The 17,196-nt window shown below is 57.2% G+C and carries 12 protein-coding genes, 1 tRNA gene and 1 pseudogene; 4 read left to right on the forward strand and 10 right to left on the reverse strand.

Annotated features, from left to right (window positions below):
- A pseudogene (locus VMS83_RS01445) lies at nt 1-280 on the forward strand (homoserine dehydrogenase); the annotation flags it as partial.
- Nucleotides 264-1,370 (forward strand): sugar-specific transcriptional regulator TrmB, encoded by a 1,107-nt coding sequence (locus tag VMS83_RS01450; protein WP_325409148.1) that lies wholly within the window; start codon nt 264-266, stop codon nt 1,368-1,370. The pseudogene VMS83_RS01445 and the gene VMS83_RS01450, both read left to right, overlap by 17 nt.
- Before the next feature lie 36 nt (nt 1,371-1,406).
- Here the strand turns inward: VMS83_RS01450 and VMS83_RS01455 are convergent, their stop codons facing one another.
- The gene (locus tag VMS83_RS01455) at nt 1,407-2,066 is read right to left on the reverse strand and encodes a type 1 glutamine amidotransferase (protein WP_325409150.1); all 660 of its coding nucleotides are present in this window, start codon (nt 2,064-2,066) and stop codon (nt 1,407-1,409) included.
- A gap of 241 nt (nt 2,067-2,307) precedes the next feature.
- Between VMS83_RS01455 and VMS83_RS01460 the strand changes: the two genes are divergently transcribed.
- Nucleotides 2,308-2,742, forward strand: coding sequence for a type IV pilin N-terminal domain-containing protein (locus VMS83_RS01460; RefSeq protein WP_325409414.1), 435 nt, complete (start codon nt 2,308-2,310; stop codon nt 2,740-2,742).
- A gap of 776 nt (nt 2,743-3,518) precedes the next feature.
- Here VMS83_RS01460 and VMS83_RS01465 read toward each other — a convergent pair.
- The 3 genes from VMS83_RS01465 to VMS83_RS01475 all read right to left on the reverse strand — a co-directional run bounded on the left by VMS83_RS01465 (nt 3,519) and on the right by VMS83_RS01475 (nt 6,630).
- Nucleotides 3,519-3,603, reverse strand: a tRNA-Leu gene (locus VMS83_RS01465).
- A gap of 55 nt (nt 3,604-3,658) precedes the next feature.
- Entirely contained in the window at nt 3,659-5,473 is a 1,815-nt protein-coding gene (locus VMS83_RS01470; RefSeq protein WP_325409152.1) for a KUP/HAK/KT family potassium transporter, read from the reverse strand.
- Nucleotides 5,474-5,583: 110 nt separating this feature from the next.
- Entirely contained in the window at nt 5,584-6,630 is a 1,047-nt protein-coding gene (locus VMS83_RS01475) for an AI-2E family transporter (protein ID WP_325409154.1), read from the reverse strand.
- Nucleotides 6,631-6,738: 108 nt separating this feature from the next.
- Here VMS83_RS01475 and VMS83_RS01480 point away from each other — a divergent pair, with 108 nt between their 5' ends.
- A complete protein-coding gene (locus tag VMS83_RS01480; protein WP_325409156.1) occupies nt 6,739-8,265 on the forward strand; it encodes a TrkH family potassium uptake protein in 1,527 nt (508 codons plus the stop codon).
- Nucleotides 8,266-8,286: 21 nt separating this feature from the next.
- Here VMS83_RS01480 and VMS83_RS01485 read toward each other — a convergent pair whose 3' ends face one another.
- The 6 genes from VMS83_RS01485 to cdhA form a co-directional block, all read right to left on the reverse strand.
- Nucleotides 8,287-10,137 (reverse strand): ASKHA domain-containing protein, encoded by a 1,851-nt coding sequence (locus VMS83_RS01485; RefSeq protein WP_325409158.1) that lies wholly within the window; start codon nt 10,135-10,137, stop codon nt 8,287-8,289.
- A gap of 70 nt (nt 10,138-10,207) precedes the next feature.
- Entirely contained in the window at nt 10,208-11,641 is a 1,434-nt protein-coding gene (gene acsC / locus VMS83_RS01490) for an acetyl-CoA decarbonylase/synthase complex subunit gamma (protein WP_325409160.1), read from the reverse strand.
- Nucleotides 11,642-11,652: 11 nt separating this feature from the next.
- Nucleotides 11,653-12,888 carry a CO dehydrogenase/acetyl-CoA synthase subunit delta gene (gene cdhD, locus VMS83_RS01495; RefSeq protein WP_325409162.1) on the reverse strand — a complete coding sequence of 412 codons (1,236 nt, stop codon included), beginning with the start codon at nt 12,886-12,888 and terminating at the stop codon, nt 11,653-11,655.
- Between the two features lie 3 nt (nt 12,889-12,891).
- Nucleotides 12,892-14,277 carry a CO dehydrogenase/CO-methylating acetyl-CoA synthase complex subunit beta gene (gene cdhC, locus VMS83_RS01500; protein ID WP_325409163.1) on the reverse strand — a complete coding sequence of 462 codons (1,386 nt, stop codon included), beginning with the start codon at nt 14,275-14,277 and terminating at the stop codon, nt 12,892-12,894.
- Nucleotides 14,270-14,824 (reverse strand): CO dehydrogenase/acetyl-CoA synthase complex subunit epsilon, encoded by a 555-nt coding sequence (gene cdhB / locus VMS83_RS01505; protein WP_325409165.1) that lies wholly within the window; start codon nt 14,822-14,824, stop codon nt 14,270-14,272. Before cdhB ends, cdhC begins: the two co-directional genes overlap by 8 nt.
- Complete coding sequence (gene cdhA / locus VMS83_RS01510) at nt 14,821-17,172, reverse strand: CO dehydrogenase/acetyl-CoA synthase complex subunit alpha (protein ID WP_325409167.1); 2,352 nt, start codon at nt 17,170-17,172, stop codon at nt 14,821-14,823. Before cdhA ends, cdhB begins: the two co-directional genes overlap by 4 nt.
- Between the last annotated feature and the right edge of the window lie 24 nt (nt 17,173-17,196).

Genomic DNA, 17,196 nt, shown 5'->3' on the forward strand with positions numbered 1-17,196 from the left:
CCTGACCCCGGATGCCCTGCGGCTTGCCGAAGAGGGGGACTTTACCATCCGGCTCATCGCTGAAGCAATCCCGAAAAAGAAGATCTTCCGGGTTTCGCCCAGACTTATCGAGAAAAGCCACCCGCTCGTGGTCGAGGGCACCTTAAATGCGCTCACCCTTGAAACCGACATGGCAAAGGAGATCACCCTGATCGGGAAGGGCGCGGGGTCGATCGAGACGGCGAGTGCTATCATCGGCGACATCCTGTACATCCGCGACCACTATGGCAAGCGTGCTTGAACACCGGCGGGAATACCTGCGCCTGATGCGCCAGTTCACGCAGGACGCCGGTTTTTTTACCGTTACCGATATCCAGAAAGCCGCAGGTATCCCGCGGAGCACGGCACAGGACTGGGTAACCAGGCTCGTCCGGGAGGGCTGCGTGCTCGTAAAGAAGGAGAAGTCCGGGAGGATGGCCGCCCGCTATGCAGCCCTCTCCGCCATACCCGAGAGCACCTGCCGGCGGATTTTCACCACCACGGACGGCAGACGGGTCGAGATCTTCCACGACTGCATGAGTGGGGCGTGTGCAGCCTTCTGCGGGTACCATCACCTCCGCGCCGGTGGCGTGATAAACGCCGTGACACGCGACGGGACGCTCCTGCGGGAGTGTGCCCGGATAGGGGACGCGCCGGTCTCCATCGGTCTTTCGCCCGATGCTGCAGTCGGGATCTCCGGTATTGCCTGTACAGGCGACCATATTATCCAGCGGATCCGCTGTATCGGCGGGCCGGCGTATTCGCTCACCGACATGATGGCACGCGCTGAAGGGGTGGCACGCGTTGAACTGGATCACGTGGGGGGAATTGTCGAGGGAAAGGTCTGGACCCAGGCGCTCACCCACCTCACCATCGGTGTCGACGATACAGACTCGAATGCCGGGGGGGCAACATTTGCCCTCGCCCTTGCGCTGCTGACCCGGCTTTCAGCGGGGAAGAGCGTGCTCCCTATCAGCCATCATGTAGTGATGCTCAACGATAAGATCGACAATAAAACAGCCGGCAACTCATCAAGCTACATCGAGGTGGCTGTGCACCCATCCCGGATCGACCGGGTGATGGCCAAGAGCCGGGAATTTGTCGAGAACGAGTCCCTTTCACCCGAATGGGGGCTCGCGTTTCTCAAGGGGATGACGATTCCCCCGGTGCTCAGGGAATATGGGAGAGCAGTACGGTGCGCTGTTGTTGACCGTGCCCGGGCAGAAGAGACCGCACAGCAGGCCAGGGCCGTCCTTACCGGGGGCAACGGCGTTATTGGGGCCCTGGGTGCCATAGCGCTGGCCCGGCTGCCGCATGAAATCCAGCTGGACCCGGCACAGCCGTTTGCCTGAATAAGGGGAAGGTTCGTTGCCGGGGCCATTTCCGGTTTACGTGATAAACTCCCCGGCAACCAGCCGGCAGAGCCGGTTGCTTTCCCTTATAAAGGCAGGGGTATCCTTTTCAATCGCCTCCTGCTGTGCGGGGTCCAGGTCACGTATCCAGTCCCGGATAATCCTCTCGGTAAGTTCGAGGTGAAACTGCAGGGCGGTGGCGGTTTTGTACACGAATGCCTGATGCTTCACGGCGGTACCGGTGGCGGCAAGGCAGGCACCAAGGGGGAGATCAAAGGTTTCGCCATGAAGCTGGAAGGCTGGGAACCGGCCCGGAAACCGGGAGAAGATCCCGGGTGCCTCCGGGGTCCGTGAAAGATGGTACCAGCCGGTCTCCTGCTGGTACGGATAGACCCGGGCACCAAAAGCCGAGGCAATCAGCTGGGCTCCAAGGCAGATCCCGAGCACCGGGCGACCCCTGCCGATGGCATCCCGGATTAGCGCCTTCTCCTCTTTGAGGTAGGTCAGCTCTTTCTCGTCATTGACGCTCATCGGGCCGCCCATGAGCAGGAAATGGGTAGCACCGGCCGCAGCGGACGGTATTTCTCCGGTCTCATAGAGCCGGAGATACTCGTACGGGACACCCTGTTCGATAAAGATCGTTTCAAATAAACCGGCCGGTTCTGACGCGATATGCTGGAGAATAGCGACTTTCATGCTCAGCTGCTGATAGGAAAAGAAAACCTTTAATTGCTTTGCCTTAAGGCGTGTCCTGAGATCTGCTGGTTTTTCATTTGCGTCACGAACCGTCCTTTTCACAAAAGCAAGGTTCATCAGCCAATAGGGATCCAAAAGCCAACATCCTGAACGAACGCTTATCAACTTTTCACAGCAATATACAACGCATATCCTTTTCCGCCCGCAAAGTGGCGCATATCTCTGGTGCGTGATACATTTGGTGCAATACAGAAAGAATAATGAGGCCATTTCTGAGGTAGTTAGTACTATCCTGCTGGTTGCGATCACGGTCATCCTCGCCGCAGTCATCGTAGCGTTTGTAATGGGCATGACCGGGAATATACAGAAAGGCAAGATTGCGACATCGACGATCAACCGGGTAAACGGGTCGTTCGTGACAGTTACCTTTGCCGGGGGTCAGAACGCAGGATCGGTAGTCGGGATTAACTGGACCGTTAACGGCGGGGCGCCGGCAACCTGGATCGGCGGATCAAGCGTAACGGCCGGCATACAGAATCGCCCGGCAAGCGGGGGTATCCTTTCCATCGGTGCAAACGCACTGCTTGCGGCCCCGGATCCCGGGAAGGATCGCGTACTGGGTATCGCCGTCTTTACAGACGGTTCGCAGCAGGTTATCCTCGACAAGACCCTCTGATTTTTTCCAAAAACCAACTGATTTTTTGATATTTTTTTCCCACGGCTGCCGTCCATTCCCATAAAGGGAGCCTTATCCAAATCAGGGAATGCCCCGTATTGAGGCAGACCCTTCACGTCCTATCCCGCTAGCCTCAAAAACCGGGTTGTGGATACTCCCCGGGACAGTTCCCAGGATCCTATATACCGCTCCGGCTGTTTGTCGGTTCGTGCAAATATTCTCGATAAGAGATTCTGATTTTTCTGCCCTGCGTCTGGGATCTAGACTAACGATCCCGTTAACCGCTCTGCTCCACGCAAAGCTCAGGTAGATGAAAGGGACCATGAGGTACCCCACCTCACTTTGTGTCTTATGGGGGTCCCCCTTTATTTTTGGCAGAGACCCTAAAGTATCGGCGGGGGGTCCTTTTGATCTGCGAATATTAAAAGCGACTCCCGCTTATGATCATGATAAGTGGGTCCCCCTTAGGATAGAGGAAATGGGGAGCCCCTGTTTCTTCTCGTCAGAAGTTTCAGTGGAAATGGGGGTTCAGAAACTGGAATAAGTAAGGGGACTCCCGCTTTATGTTGAGTAAAGCGGGTCCCGGTTATTTTTTTGCAGACGCCCACATGGAGGGTATGGGGGTGATCAATATTTTTAAAAGGGGATTCGTGATCATGATGAAATGTAAGGACAATCTCTTTTGGCAATTGCCGAGTCGTGAGCCGGCTTATAGAACAGTGATACCAGAAAAGAGGGGTGGTATTTTATGAGATACCTACCACCCAGATTCAATATGCGAGGAGCCGGATTCGAACCGGCGAACCCCTGCGGGAATGGACCCTAAATCCATCGCCTTTGACCTGGCTCGGCGATCCTCGCTTGCTGACACTATTGATCGGGTTAAATAAAGAGCATATCGGGCCGGGCGGCCACCCTACATCTCCACCCGGGTCACAACACCGTGGATCTTGTCCGAGGGCAGGCGGTAGAACTGCACGACCGACGGGGTGAGGTGCTTGATGGCCCCGAAGATCTTCCAGACCACGTGGTTGGTGACGATATCTTCCATGCCGTAGAAGATGGTCTTCTCATCGATATCGGCATCTTTTAAAATGGTCGAGATATCCACGATCTCCATGTATCCCAGATAGATCTCGAAGATCGAGAGTCCCTTGGTAAGCTCCCGGGTCACGCCCCAGGTCACTCCGAACGGCTGCTCTGTGCGGATGATCGAGATGATAATGTTCTCCTCGTATACGATGTTGTTTACAAACATCGTGCGGGGAATATACTGTGGGATCTGACGGAAGTCACGGGCAAAGTACAACGCAGAACCGGAGATCTTGTTCACCGTTTTGTAGAGAGTATTGAACTTCGGGAGGAACTCATCGAGCGGTACAGGCTTGAGGGAGGTGGCAAGCCGGCGCTGGCCGTTGGTGTAGATGAGGATGATGCCGAGCGGGATCGAGGCGATCAGGAGGGACCAGAAGCCTCCCTGCGGGATCTTGTGGAAGTTGGAGAGCAGGAACGTACCCGTAACGATGAGCACCCCGCCCGCAATCAGGCTTTTAATGATCTCTCCCCGCAAAACAAAGATCCAGAGAATCAGGATGCTTGTGATCATCATCGTCCCGCAGACGGCGAGGCCATACGCATGTGTCAGGTTATTGGATGACTGGAAGATCAGGATAATAAAGAGGACGGCAAAGAGGAGCATCCAGTTCACGACATCGATGTAGATCTGGGAACGGAGATGAGGCGAGGTATACTCGATGTGCAGGAGCGGCAGGATGCGGGTCGTGATTCCCTGGTACACAATGGAGAAGATACCGGAGATCATTGCCTGCGAAGCGATCACGGTCGCTGCAATGCTTAAGAGCAGGAACGGGATGTAAAGGAATTTTGCCTCGGCAAAGATCATGTCGAAGAGGACGTTCTGGGAACCCGGGTGGGCGAGGAGAAACGCACCCTGCCCGAAGTAGTTGATCACCAGGGCAAAAAATACCAGGTACCATGCCTTTACGATCGGGTCCCTGCCCAGATGCCCCATATCCGCGTAGAGCGCCTCGCCACCGGTAGCGCAGAGGATGACGGCCGAAAGGATAAGAAATCCCGCAAGGCCGTTGTGCAGGAGGTAATCGAGGGCATAGGCCGGGTTTATTGCAAAAAGCACCTGGGGGGCCAGGAACAGGGCAATGAAACCAGAGACTGCAAGCACCGCAAACCAGACCACCATCACCGGGCCAAATGCCCATGCCACCTTCTCGGTTCCCCGTGCCTGGAATGCAAAGAGGCAGATGGTGATGACAGCGGCTGCAAGCATTAAAAAGATCCGGGCGGTCTGCTCATAGCCGGGGATGAGGAGTACGCCCTCGACCGCTGAAAGGATACTGATCGCCGGGGTTATTACGCCATCCCCAATAAAGAGAGAGATACCGATAATGGAGAGAAGGGTAACAAACGCGATCTGGTTGCCAGACTTTAACATCGGTAGCAGGATCTCCTTGAGCACGATTGTCCCGCCCTCACCTTTCTTTCCCAGGTGCATTGCGAGGAAGGTGTACTGGATCGTGACAAGGATCGTAAGTGTCCAGAAAATCAGGGAGAGGATGCCCATCACATTCTGGGGCGTAGGGGGGATCAAAAGGAAGATAGCGGTGAGCGTATAGATGGGACTCGTCCCGATATCGCCAAACACGAGACCCATCGATTTGACGATCCCGGGCATCACAAAATAATCCCTGAGCATTCCTGCTTTACCCGTGGGGATAATGAGGGTATATTGTTTTCTCTTTTCAGCGCCGGTAACGTCCGGTTGCCCCCGGTTTTCGGTCCTAGAAAACCAGAAAACCGCGGGGATCAGGGAATGGTATCGACAGGCAGTGCCGGCTCCACCTGATCACTGGCCGCTTTCCGCTCATCGGTCCAGATCCGGTAGCTCTTCATCACCAGGACGATGATGAGCGGCCCCAGAACGAACCCGGCCAGACCAAGGGTAAGAAGACCCCCGATTAATCCGACAAACATGATCACCGGGTTGATCTTCACCCGGCGGCCCACAAGCACCGGGCGGATATAGATCTCGGGAAGTGCCGAAACCACGACATACCCCAGGATGATCATGATAAGCAGGCCACGGAGGTCCCCGAGTGCGAGTGCATAAGCACCGACGATGAGAAACGCGACCGAGGAACCGAGAATGGGGATGAGCTCGCAGAAAGCGGCCAGAAACGAGTAAAAAAAGATGTTCCCGTACCCCAGCAGGTAGAAGACCGGGAGAGCAATAAAGAAAGTGAGGGCCGCGATCGCGAACTGGACGATGTAGATCACATAAAGTGTATCGACAGTCACGGGTACAAGCTGGTCGCAGTACCCCTTTATGGGTTCAGGCAGGTGCCGGAAGATCCGCTCCTTTATGGCAGTCCCTTTCAGGAGAAGGAGGAAAAAGGAGAGGAAGAGGACAATTCCCTTGAATGCGATCAACAGGAGATTATCAGCAAGGGTTGTCCAGTAATTGACAAAGAGGGCGTCTCCTTTTGCCAGCCATACTTCGAGCGTGTCCTTGTTGAGGGTAAATCCGAATGCCCCCGGCCGGGTGGACGGGCTGGCAAGCCACGAGCCGATAGTAACAAAGATCTGGTTGATAAGACCGGTGTTTGCCCGCAAAATCAACAGGGTAATGTATGCCACAAGTGCAAAAACCACAAAAAGGCCAATCGTGATGGCAGCCGCCGATATTGACGGGCGGATCGATCGGGAGAGGCGGTTATGGACCGGCATCAGGACCACTGCAAGCGATCCCCCTATCACCGCCATATCAAAGACCGGCCAGAATATGACCAGGGCAACCACGGTGAGAAAAACAACCACAAAAAACGGGTAGTACTCCCGGTCAGGACACTCCATAACAGATCAGATGGTTGCCGGCATGAACGTAAATATATGCGTGTGAGGGCGGAGGTAATGCAACAGAACCCATAACAAGGGAGAGATGCCAACTATCTTCTCATTCCCATGAAGCGACTCGATCACCTTGCCATGATTATCCACGATGTGGGACGCATCTGCAGGTTTCTGGGATTTCTCTCGCTCCTGCCCTTTGTGGTCCTTGTCATTTTCCAGGAATGGGACATGATCATACCTATGGCAAGTGCCCCCGTTGCCTTCCTCTGCCTTGGGTACCTTCTGACCCGGGTGAAGGTCAGGGACTACGAGCCGCCCGTCTCGATCATGCTGGTTGCGGTTGCCATTGCATGGTTTTTGATCGCGCTCATCGGCGCCCTGCCCTTTGTCCTGGGCATGGGCATGTCTTATACTGACAGCATCTTCGAGGCAATGTCAGGCTGGACAAGCACCGGCTTTACCATGATCCCGTCGCTTGAGCAGGTTCCCATGACGCTCCTCTTTTGGCGGACCTATATGCAGTGGATCGGTGGCATTGGGATCATTGCATTCGGGATATCGATGCGGAGGAGGAGCCGGTTTTCGCTCTTCCAGATCTTCCGGTCCGAGGGAAAACCCGATGACCTCATGCCCAACCTGATGTCTACGGGCTGGAGAATGTGGAAGATCTATATCTTCCTTACCCTGCTCTTTACAGGCCTGATAATGCTGGCCGGTATCCCGCTTTGGGATGCGCTCAACCTAGTTATGGTCGCAATCGCTACCGGAGGATTTACCCTCCATTCGGCAGGCCTTGCCTATTATAACAACTCCTTACTCGAGGCACTCCTTATCCCGGTGATGCTTGCGGGGGCCATACCATTTAAAATCTATTTCCTTTTATACCGCGGCAAGGTGACGGCACTCTTCCGGGACCATGCTGTCCGTCTCCTGCTCCTTCTTGCATTGGCCGGGTCGGGGATTGTTTCACTGGAGTTATACCTCTTCAATGGTTTTGCTCCCGCAATGGCACTCCGCGAAGGAGCTTTCACCGCAGTTGCCGCTATCTGTACCTGCGGTCTCCAGAACGCAGATGTCCATGTCTGGACCGCAATTCCTCTAGCCGTTATCGCACTCCTGATCTTTATTGGCGGTGCAATGGGGAGCATGGCCGGCGGGATCAAGATCAACCGCCTCATGCTTGCCTATGAAGGAGTGAAGTGGTGGTTCCGGCGGTTCTTTGTCAGTAACCGGGTGATCGTACCATTCCGGTACGAGAAGCGGACACTGTCGCGGGAAATGTCGGAGATGGAGATCTCCAAAAATATGCTCGTGATCGCCCTGTACGTCATCACGATATTTGCAGCAACCATTCTCTGCCTCCACCTCTATATCACGTCATTCCGGCTTGATGAGGTGCTTTTCGAATGTATCTCTGCCCTCTCCAATTCAGGCATCACGGTTGGGTTTATCACTGCCACCAGCCCGGTTGCTATCAAATGGATCTTTATTGTCCTGATGTGGCTGGGGAGACTGGAGATCGTGCCCGTGATCATCATGGTCCTGGGCATTACAAAAGGAGTCCGGGATGAATTGTTCACCGAACCGCCGGGGCAGGGCTCCCACCCGTATACATCGGTAACAGAAGAGTCCGGCTGAACCGATCCTGCAACCCTAAGTTCAGGATACAGGCGGGAAAAGATCAGCCCGCCCCGGGATATACAATGCCGCTGCATACTCTTCTGCAAAAGCAGTGTCCACCATCAGGTCGATATATACCATGTGGTGGGCCAGGGATTCAGCAGCGGCCCGGTTCTTAAGCGAGAGGAGACACGCATACGCTCCCGCAAGCGAACCATTTCCGATCGAATGAACCGCGGCAGCCGGAAATCGCGGGAGAATCCCGAACCGGACCGCATTATTGATGTCTGTGTAGGCTCCGAAAGCCCCGGCAAGGTAAAGGTGCCGGATATCACCCACCACATACTTGTACCGTGCAAGAAGGACCGCGATCGCGCCACAGGCTGCGGCCTTGGAATCCATAAGGTAATCGATATCCTGCTGGGTAATAACGATCTCCCGGCCGGTGCCTGTCTCGGACGCCCGGGCAAGGAGATACCCGGCCCCTTCCGGATCAGTCCGTACCCGGGGGTGCGAAAAGTTAAGTTTGCCGGCAAAATCAAGGGCGCCGGTCTGCACCATGGCCACTGCAAGATCCACGATCCCCGAACCACAGATACCCCGGGGCGGGGCAGATCCTATCGTGCTCCACCGTATCTCCCCGGTGACCGGATCGCCCTCCACGTGATCGATCGCCCCTTTCATCGCCCTCATGCCGGCACGGATACCGGCCCCCTCAAAGGCAGGGCCGGAGGCGCAGGAGACCGAGGCAGCCCAGTGCCGGTTGCCAAGGACAATCTCCCCGTTAGTCCCAAGATCGACCAAGAGCGAGAGTTCATCCGAGGCATACATCCCGGCGGCGATCATGTCCCCGATTGCATCCCCTCCGACAAACCGGCTGACATTGGGGAGGCAGTACACCTCCGCTGCCGGATGCACGGCAAGACCAAGGTCCCGTGCGGCCCTGACCAGTGGTGCCCGTAAAACCGGGGTATCCGCGAGTTCGAGATACTGGACGTCGAGGCCGCAGAGAAGGTGATTCATCACCGTGTTTCCCCCAATGCAGAGATCGAGAATAGCGGTCCTTACGATGCCGGCATTGAGAGCCAGGGTACCGATGACATCGTTTATGCTGGTGGCTGCGGCCTTCTGGAGTGCTGCAAGCCCTGCGGGCGATGCTGCGTACCCGATCCGGGTAAGCAGCTCCTCGCCATACGTGATCTGGCGGTTGAGAACGGAGGCAGTAGCGAGGACCTCCCCGGTATCGAGCCGGGCAAGGCAGCCAACAACTGTGGTTGTGCCGAGATCGATGGCAACACCATAAAGAGGCTCGGTGCCGTCAGCAGGAGAGCGCGCAAGCATGGTAGGCGGGGCGTGGAGTGCAGAGATGATAGCCACTTGCGGTTGATCGGATGCCAGCAGTGCGTGGTACTGCTCATCGGTCATCCGGGGCCTGAGGCCGGTGTACCCGGCAAACCGGATCGATTGGGACGCAAACGGCAGACCCTCTGAAGGTGAAAGCTCCACCCGGTACCGCCTGATAACGGGTTCGGGCGTCCCGATAGCCGCTGGTCTTGTTACCAGGATCTGGGGGGAATCGATCCGGCTCTCTACCGGGATCGTGAACTCCGCATCGTCTGCAAGGGTAACCTGACAGGCAAGATGGTACCCTGCTTCCCGTTCCTCTTGCGTAAGACGGCACCCGGTGCCGATCTCCGGCGCATCCCAGCAGCTTCCCTTGTCCAGGATGACCCGGCATTTCCCGCAGGTCCCCTTCCCCCCGCAGATACTCTCAATAGAGAGCCCGGCAAGCGTGATTGCTACAAGAAGGGAGGTCCCGGACGGGACTGTGACCACCCGGTTCATCGGCTGGAGAATTACCCTGATTTCCTGTACGTCCGGCTTCTGCATGGGTTGTCTTCCTCCTTTTCGGATACCTGCAAGACCGGGGCCACCTTTTTTTGGGGGGGTTATCGCCCGGTCACCATTTCTTCGGCGGCCAGTGTGCCTTTAAGAAGGCCGGGATACCCGAAGAGTCTTTCGGGCCGACCAGCACATGCCAGCCGCTTGCTTCCTCGGTTTCACCGCTCAGGCGGGCGGCAAGGCCGGGGATGATCAGGTACCGATAGTTGACCCGGTCGGCAATACCGGTCTCCTTTAAAGCTGCTGCAATCGTCTCCGCGTTCAGGTACCTGCCGGCCACTGCGCTTTCCACGCTGTTCCCACCGGTATCAACCACAATCAGGAAACAATCGATCCCTGCTGCCTTGATATCACTTTCAACCGTGAAATACGTGAGCGCGTAATTGGTGGTGATCAATACCGGAGCATCTTTCTTGGGGGTGCCGAAGATCCTGATGCCGGTATCGACAGAAACCGGCTTCCTGGGGTCCGTATAGATATTGAAGCGCCAGATCAACTGCGGCAGGAGAACCCAGCCCTCAAGGGAATGGAGGATTAACAGATCGGCGTACCGGGAGAGGAGCATGGATGCAGCGCACGCCTCCTTCCACTGGATCAGCTCGTGAGAGATCTCCGGGGAAAGCCACGCGGTGATCGGCGTCCCGATCAAAGGGTATCCCAGGAGATCGTCCCCGTCAGCAAAGACCGCCCTGCGGATCTGGGAGAAGGTATGGATTGTCCCCGAGAGGCCGGGTTCAACCGCGGTCCCCGGGTCAAGCACAAGATCGGTCACCCCATAGGCTACCAGGGTTTTTACCAGCGAACGCAGGAGTGCGATGTCGTGGGGGGCCGAGACCACGAGGGGGCAGGTATACCGCAGGGCGAGTTTGGCCATTTCCTTCCAGTTGTCCTTTGTGGCCGCATAGAGAAGAGGGCGGCGTTCGCGGATATGGGCTAGGCCCGCCGCCATGATGGCTGCATCGTAGGTGCAGAGGATAAGGGGGAGATCGGTCTGGGCAGCCACCGCAGTCACTGCGGCGGCAAATGCAGCCGGGTCGTGCCGGGTGGAGCGGATCGCGATCGCATCCAGACGAAGTTCGCGCCCGATGTAGTTGTAGGAGAACTCCGCGATCGCTTTCACCCGTGCGTCCCGCTCCCCTTCGGCAAGGTCATCAGAGATATCGATGGCAATCGGGGTCGGGTTGTGGTAGGTGAATTCATGGCGGTAAAGGACATATTTCCCGCCCAGTTTCATGGCTCGGTCACCGGTCCCGACCACAACGGTTCTGACCGGGGGGGCCATGAGGTTTTCGAGTTTTGCAAAATTGACCCGGTACTCCTCTTTGGTAACTGGCGGACAGTTGTCAGCCGCAAGCTCTCCGTTCACCACTTTCGTGGCAAACGCCATGCAGTTAGCCTCCCCGCATTCCTTGCAATTGGTCTTGGGGAGGAGTTTGTACACGTCGATCGGGCTGATCTCCTTGATCGTTTTACGGGGTTCGCGTTCCGACATCGTGCACCTCCCTAGATCTTCATGGTCGCCCAGCGGGCAATCCCGTCCGGCACCGGCGCGTCCTTCTCGGCAAACATCCGGATGGTGTCCTTGCAGGTCCGGATCGCGGCCGGGTGCATCATCATAAAGATATCCACCCCGGCAAGGAGGAGCGTGAGTGCGTTTATCGTCTCCCAGAGGGGGCCGCGAAGCCCCCGTGAGCCATACTTCTTGTCCATCTTCATCCACGCCTCACGGGCCGCCCATGCATTGGTGGAGGCGGAGATGGTGGGATGCTGGAGCTCGGTATCGCCCATAAGCGCTGCGTGCCGGGCCCGCTCGTGGATGGTAAACGAGTACTCAAGGCCGTACCCGAGTGCGACCGTGGTGAGATCCATCACGATGTCCTCATGAGGCAGGTACTCATAGAGCCGGCGGTTGAGCTCCTTTGCCTTGTTGAGCTCAAGGCCGGTGAAGCCAAGCACCGCGTGGTTATGCTCCTTTGCCGACCTGGCTACTACGTCCAGCGTCTTGGTCTCGGTCATACCGAGGGTGACGGAGTTCAACAGAAGCCGCTCGCCATCGGCAACCTCGGATACTTTTGTGAAGACCTGTGCATCTTTCTTCGGGTCTCCGCACCCCCCGATGATGAGCGGGACATCTACGGCCTGTAGCACCTCTTCCACGGTCTTTGCCGCCGCTTCCGGTGATGCATCCCGGATAAGCGGGTCTGTGGACATGAGGTGCACGGTGATCATGTCGGCGCCATACTTCTTCACGTTCATTTTCGCCCATTCGGCCGGATCGCTGATGACGTCTTTGACATTCTCCATGAGCACCCGCGGAAGTTGTGTCTCCATATCAAAGACATCAAGAGCAAAGACCGGAGGGCGGGGTGCGGGATGATCTGCGCTGACAAACGGGGGATAAGTCGATCCACCAATGACGAGCGTTTTACCGCGGCTGCCTCCCCCGGCTTTCGTCGCGCCCAGATTCACTTCGTGGATCCTGCCCACGAACTCCTCCTTGTGCGGGAAGAACGTCTCTGCCAGAAGGGCGGTCGGTTTCTGGGAGACTGCAGGCAGGCCCTGAGGGGCTGCAGGAGATCCGGTGGGGATCCAGAACTCGAAATTGCCTACCTCCATGGAAAAGTTTTCCAGCTCAAGGCGCTCTTTGCCGGAGAGCAGGGCAAGGAGCCGGGAGATCGCTTCCTGCCCTTCCTGTGGCTCATATATGTGTATATCTTTACGCGGGTTTTTCTCCGGCATATCTTATGCACCTTCCCCCGGTTTTTTGGGTTGTATTGGTTCGATGATAACCCTGTCAGCGGTGATCTTTGCGTTCTTGAAGATGATCTTGAACCCTCCCGCCATGACCGGGAAATCCCCGCCGGAGAATACCTGGACGGCACCGTTTACCGGTTCCAGGGGATCAATCTCCTCTGCCTTCCACCGTTCTGTTACCGGGTGGGTCCTGCCGGAAAGGAAGTCACGGAGTTCACTTACCGTGCTTACATCCTTTTCCGTAGCGATACACGCGAAGAGATCCGCCGGGATGAAGTCCCTCATCTGCTCTTTGAGATCCGAGGGCATCCAGACCACCCGGGCATATCCCCCGTCCGCAGCAAGGAACCGTGGAGATCGCATATATTCGAGTGAGATCCCGTGGAAACCGTCCACCTGCCGTCCACCGGCAGTTGAGTCCGCCATGGTCGAGAAGGGCAGGCCGTTCACGGTCACATCCTTGTAACCCCTCATCACGATCCCGAATCCCTCGACCTCGGGGATGTAAAAGGCGATCCCCTCAAAACAGCCGCAGGAGGTGTGCGGACAGGAGAAGGCACTGTACAGGAAGATCCGGCTGACTGTGCCCAGCGACCGCTTCTTTGCACTCTCGTTGATCCCGGAGTACTCACCTTTGATCGCGTCAAGGCACTCTCCCTTGCTGATAGGAAAGATCGGGCCCTTGGGATCGATCCGGGCCGCTGCCCGGCCATCAAACCAGCTGATGGCCCCGCAGTTTGCGTACCGCTGGGGTGTGATTACGCAGACGTGGCTGGGCGCAAATGACTGGCAGAGGGCACAACCATAGAAGACATCCACATCGTCATCGGTCAATCCCCGGGCCCGGGCATCGCGTGCCTCGTACGAGGCCATCGCTTCGGCGTACCGGGCAGAAATTTTCTCTTTGTCGGTAAAGAACGTGACCTGGATCTTTTCAATGATCGGAAGCTCGTTTTTTAAGAGATCAATAAGGACCTTCCCCACGTATGTAAGGGTGGTGAGCCCTTTTGTATAGGCCTTCCGGGACACCCGCACCCAGATATCGTAACGCTGGTTGAGGTGCATGAACCCTTCGACATAGTTGGTGTACTCGTGGATCCGGCGCTCGATTACGCCCTCGATATCCTCTTCGAGTTGGGGGCCTGCAATCTCGATCAGGATACCGAGAGGGTACTTACCCCCATCCTGCATTTCGGAAAGGTCCGGGCCGGTCACCGTGATCGCCCCATCACGGATCGCCCCGGGTTTTCGCACTTTTACAAGCTCGAACTTTTTCTCCACCGAGGGACCACCAAGCTCGACGTGCATATCGTTCTTCCGGATCCTCTCTCCTACGTGGACAAGCCCGACATCCACCGGCATATCCTCAAACATCTGCCGCACCTCCCGTTGTTCCTGCGATGATGGCCTCCAGGTTCTCCTGCCAGTCCTTTTCGGAGATATTGGCAAACGACCAGGTAGCGTTGGGCTGGTAGGTATTATCCAGCGTGATCGTCTTGGTATGGGGGGCAAAGTTCTTGAGACCGGAAAGAAGCGTCCATGCCATGGGGTAGGGAAGACCGGCGATAATAGCAAGGTCACAAGGGCCTTTTCCCTCAGGTCCTTCCCAGCAGGGATCCGCGATCCTTTGGCCGGCCTCGACTGCCGGTAAGACCGTAGCGTTCAGGTATCCCCTCTCCCGGAGAGCCCGGTTGATATGCCCGGTGGCAATGACCGGGATCCGGTGCGCCCGGGCGAGATCGAGCATGAAATCAACGAGTTTCCGGTTACCGATTTCTCTCGATGCTGCACCGTTGCCAAGCAGGAGCACCGGGAACCGGGCACGGCCAATCACGGCTTTTGCCATGGCCGGTTTGGTGATAACGGCAGCTTTTTTCGGGCCACCCACTTCTGCGGTCTGCCAGGGATCTGCCGAACTCATGGCTGGCCCTCCCCTTGGACATCACGGGCAAGCAGGGTCGGATCCGGGATGGGCGTTTCCTTCCAGCCGGACTGGGAAAGGATACGGGTGATCTCACCTTTCAGAGTCACGGGGATATCCGCATGGGTGCGGACATAACGCGGGATGTCTTCGGGCATTGCGCCGTTGCTGCGCTGGTACAGGTCGATATAGTGCGTGAGCTTCATTGCGCGGCCCCGGGTCGTATCATTAGGCCGCATACAAAGCTTCGCCACGAGCACCATCGCCTCTTCTTTTGTCTCCGCGGCCACAAAGAGGTGCTCCGGGGCCGGGCCGGCATAGACTTTCTCGCCGGTCCGCTGGTCTTGGACATACCAGTCCTCATCATGGTCGGCCCGGCCAAGGAGCATCCTTCGGTATTTCGTGCCGTGGGGGCCGACTACCACCGGGATCCCAAGGCGCCAGAAGCCGCTTGCGATTGCCGCTGCCTTCTGGGACATTGCTCCCCACGCAACCCCGACCGCACCTACCCGGTTGTGAACATAGTCAGCGATCTCGGCGTAGTTCCCGCGCAGGTTGCGCCGGGCAAAGATGCTTGCGATCTTGATGGTTGCCCCGGCAATGTGGGCGTTTGCGACACAAGACCCGACGTTCACGATGCCCCCTGCGGTAAAACTGCCCGGGAACTGCTCGTACGGGGTCTTCCCCTCCTCGTCCCGGTACATCCCGATCGACATCGCGGCACAACCCGAGGTGCAGACAATATACCGGCGCTTTGCAAACTCCACGCTCATCTCGGCGATCTCTTTCCCGCCATTGGCGAAGTTGGAGCAGCCGACAAATGCAACCACGCCGGGTATCTCACCAAGTACGATGGGACCCCCGACATTGCGGATCTCAACATCCTGGATCGCACCTCGCCCGGTCCGGATCACGAACTTCTCGTTCTTGATCTTCTCTGCGGCTGCGGCTACGATCAGGGAATGGACCGGGATATCCTGCGTGCAGGCATGCTCGCACCGCCCGCATCCCACGCAGGTATCGTACAGGGAAGAAAGGAGCGAAAGATCACCTTCCGCTGCCGCTTTCATACCCCGAGGGATGGCAAGATCATTGGGGCAGGCCCGCTGGCAGAGCCGGCACGCTGTGCAGTCCGATGCTTTTTCCCGGATGAGATCCGGTGAGAGAATCTGAGACAACTTTCTCCTCTCCGGCATCACGGCCCGGGCAACCCGGACGGCAACCTCGCCGGCCTTTTCCGGATCAAGGATTACGACACCCTTCACTCTGCCCGAGGAGAGATCGGCAACGATGGCATCCGCCGGGTCTCGCGTCCTTTCGGGCAGACCCATGCAGTTCTTATCCGATGTGGCAATAAAAGGGGTACCGGCAGCCACAGCCTCGTCAAACGCATCGGTCCGGACGCACTGTTCGTCTACCACAATAACGTCGGGAATACCACTCCGGATGTACCGGAGCTGCCAGGACATGGGGCCGACGATCTTTGCCCGCGGGGAGTAGCGGGTGGCATCGATCGAGGTGCAGCAGATACCGGTCACTTCTACCTGGTCGGTAAGATTTTCCTGTGCAAGGTAATCGACGATGGCAACAGCTGGCGGCACGTTATGGCCGATAACAAGGATCACTGGTTTTGTGGTCTCGACCGTTCCCATACCCAGCGCCGCAAGCGGGGCATCAGGGTCGGCTTTCGGGTACCCAAGGGCCGAGATCTGCGCAAGGTCCGCTACTTCCATACCTACCTGGTCGATCATGCCGGCGTGGAGCACCTTGCTCTCGAAATCGAGGTAATTGCCCTCCTGCCCGGTATGGGTCGCCGCAAGGAGCGCGGTGATCTGGCTCTCACAGTAATCGAGGATAGTTTCGAGATCTGAAAGTGTCTGCGGTTTTTCCCCGCAAACGAGCCGGATAACGGGAGCCTCCACGCCAATTGCGTTCCCGCCCGGGTCAAGTTCGCGGTTGCGGCCTGATCGCCTGATGGCATAGGTCACCAGTTCCCGGGCATGGCTCGTGTGGGTGGCAGCGCCGATACAAGCGGCAAGAAGCACGGTCCGGGCCTGCTGGGCCGGCATCGAGATCCCGCAGGCGCCCTTTTTTGTGCCGGTGAGGTCGCACTTGCCGTACGTGCACAGGCAGCAGAGATCACAGAAGGGCATGTAGAACGGCTGATACCGTGAGAGGAGCGTATGGTCCCAGTCGCGGAGGGTGGCAAGCGAGGGATACGGTGTCGGGCCTTTTTCTTCCGCCCAGTCCCCTGCAGACAGTTTCCCGATAGAGACCGAGAGGTCCCGTATCCGGCCAAAACCGGCATCCAGTTCCTTTATCGACAAAGAGACCTTCTTTTCTGTCACCAGCAGCACAACCGGGGTAAATTG

The organism is Methanoregula sp. (genome assembly GCF_035543475.1).
GTDB lineage: Archaea > Halobacteriota > Methanomicrobia > Methanomicrobiales > Methanospirillaceae > Methanoregula.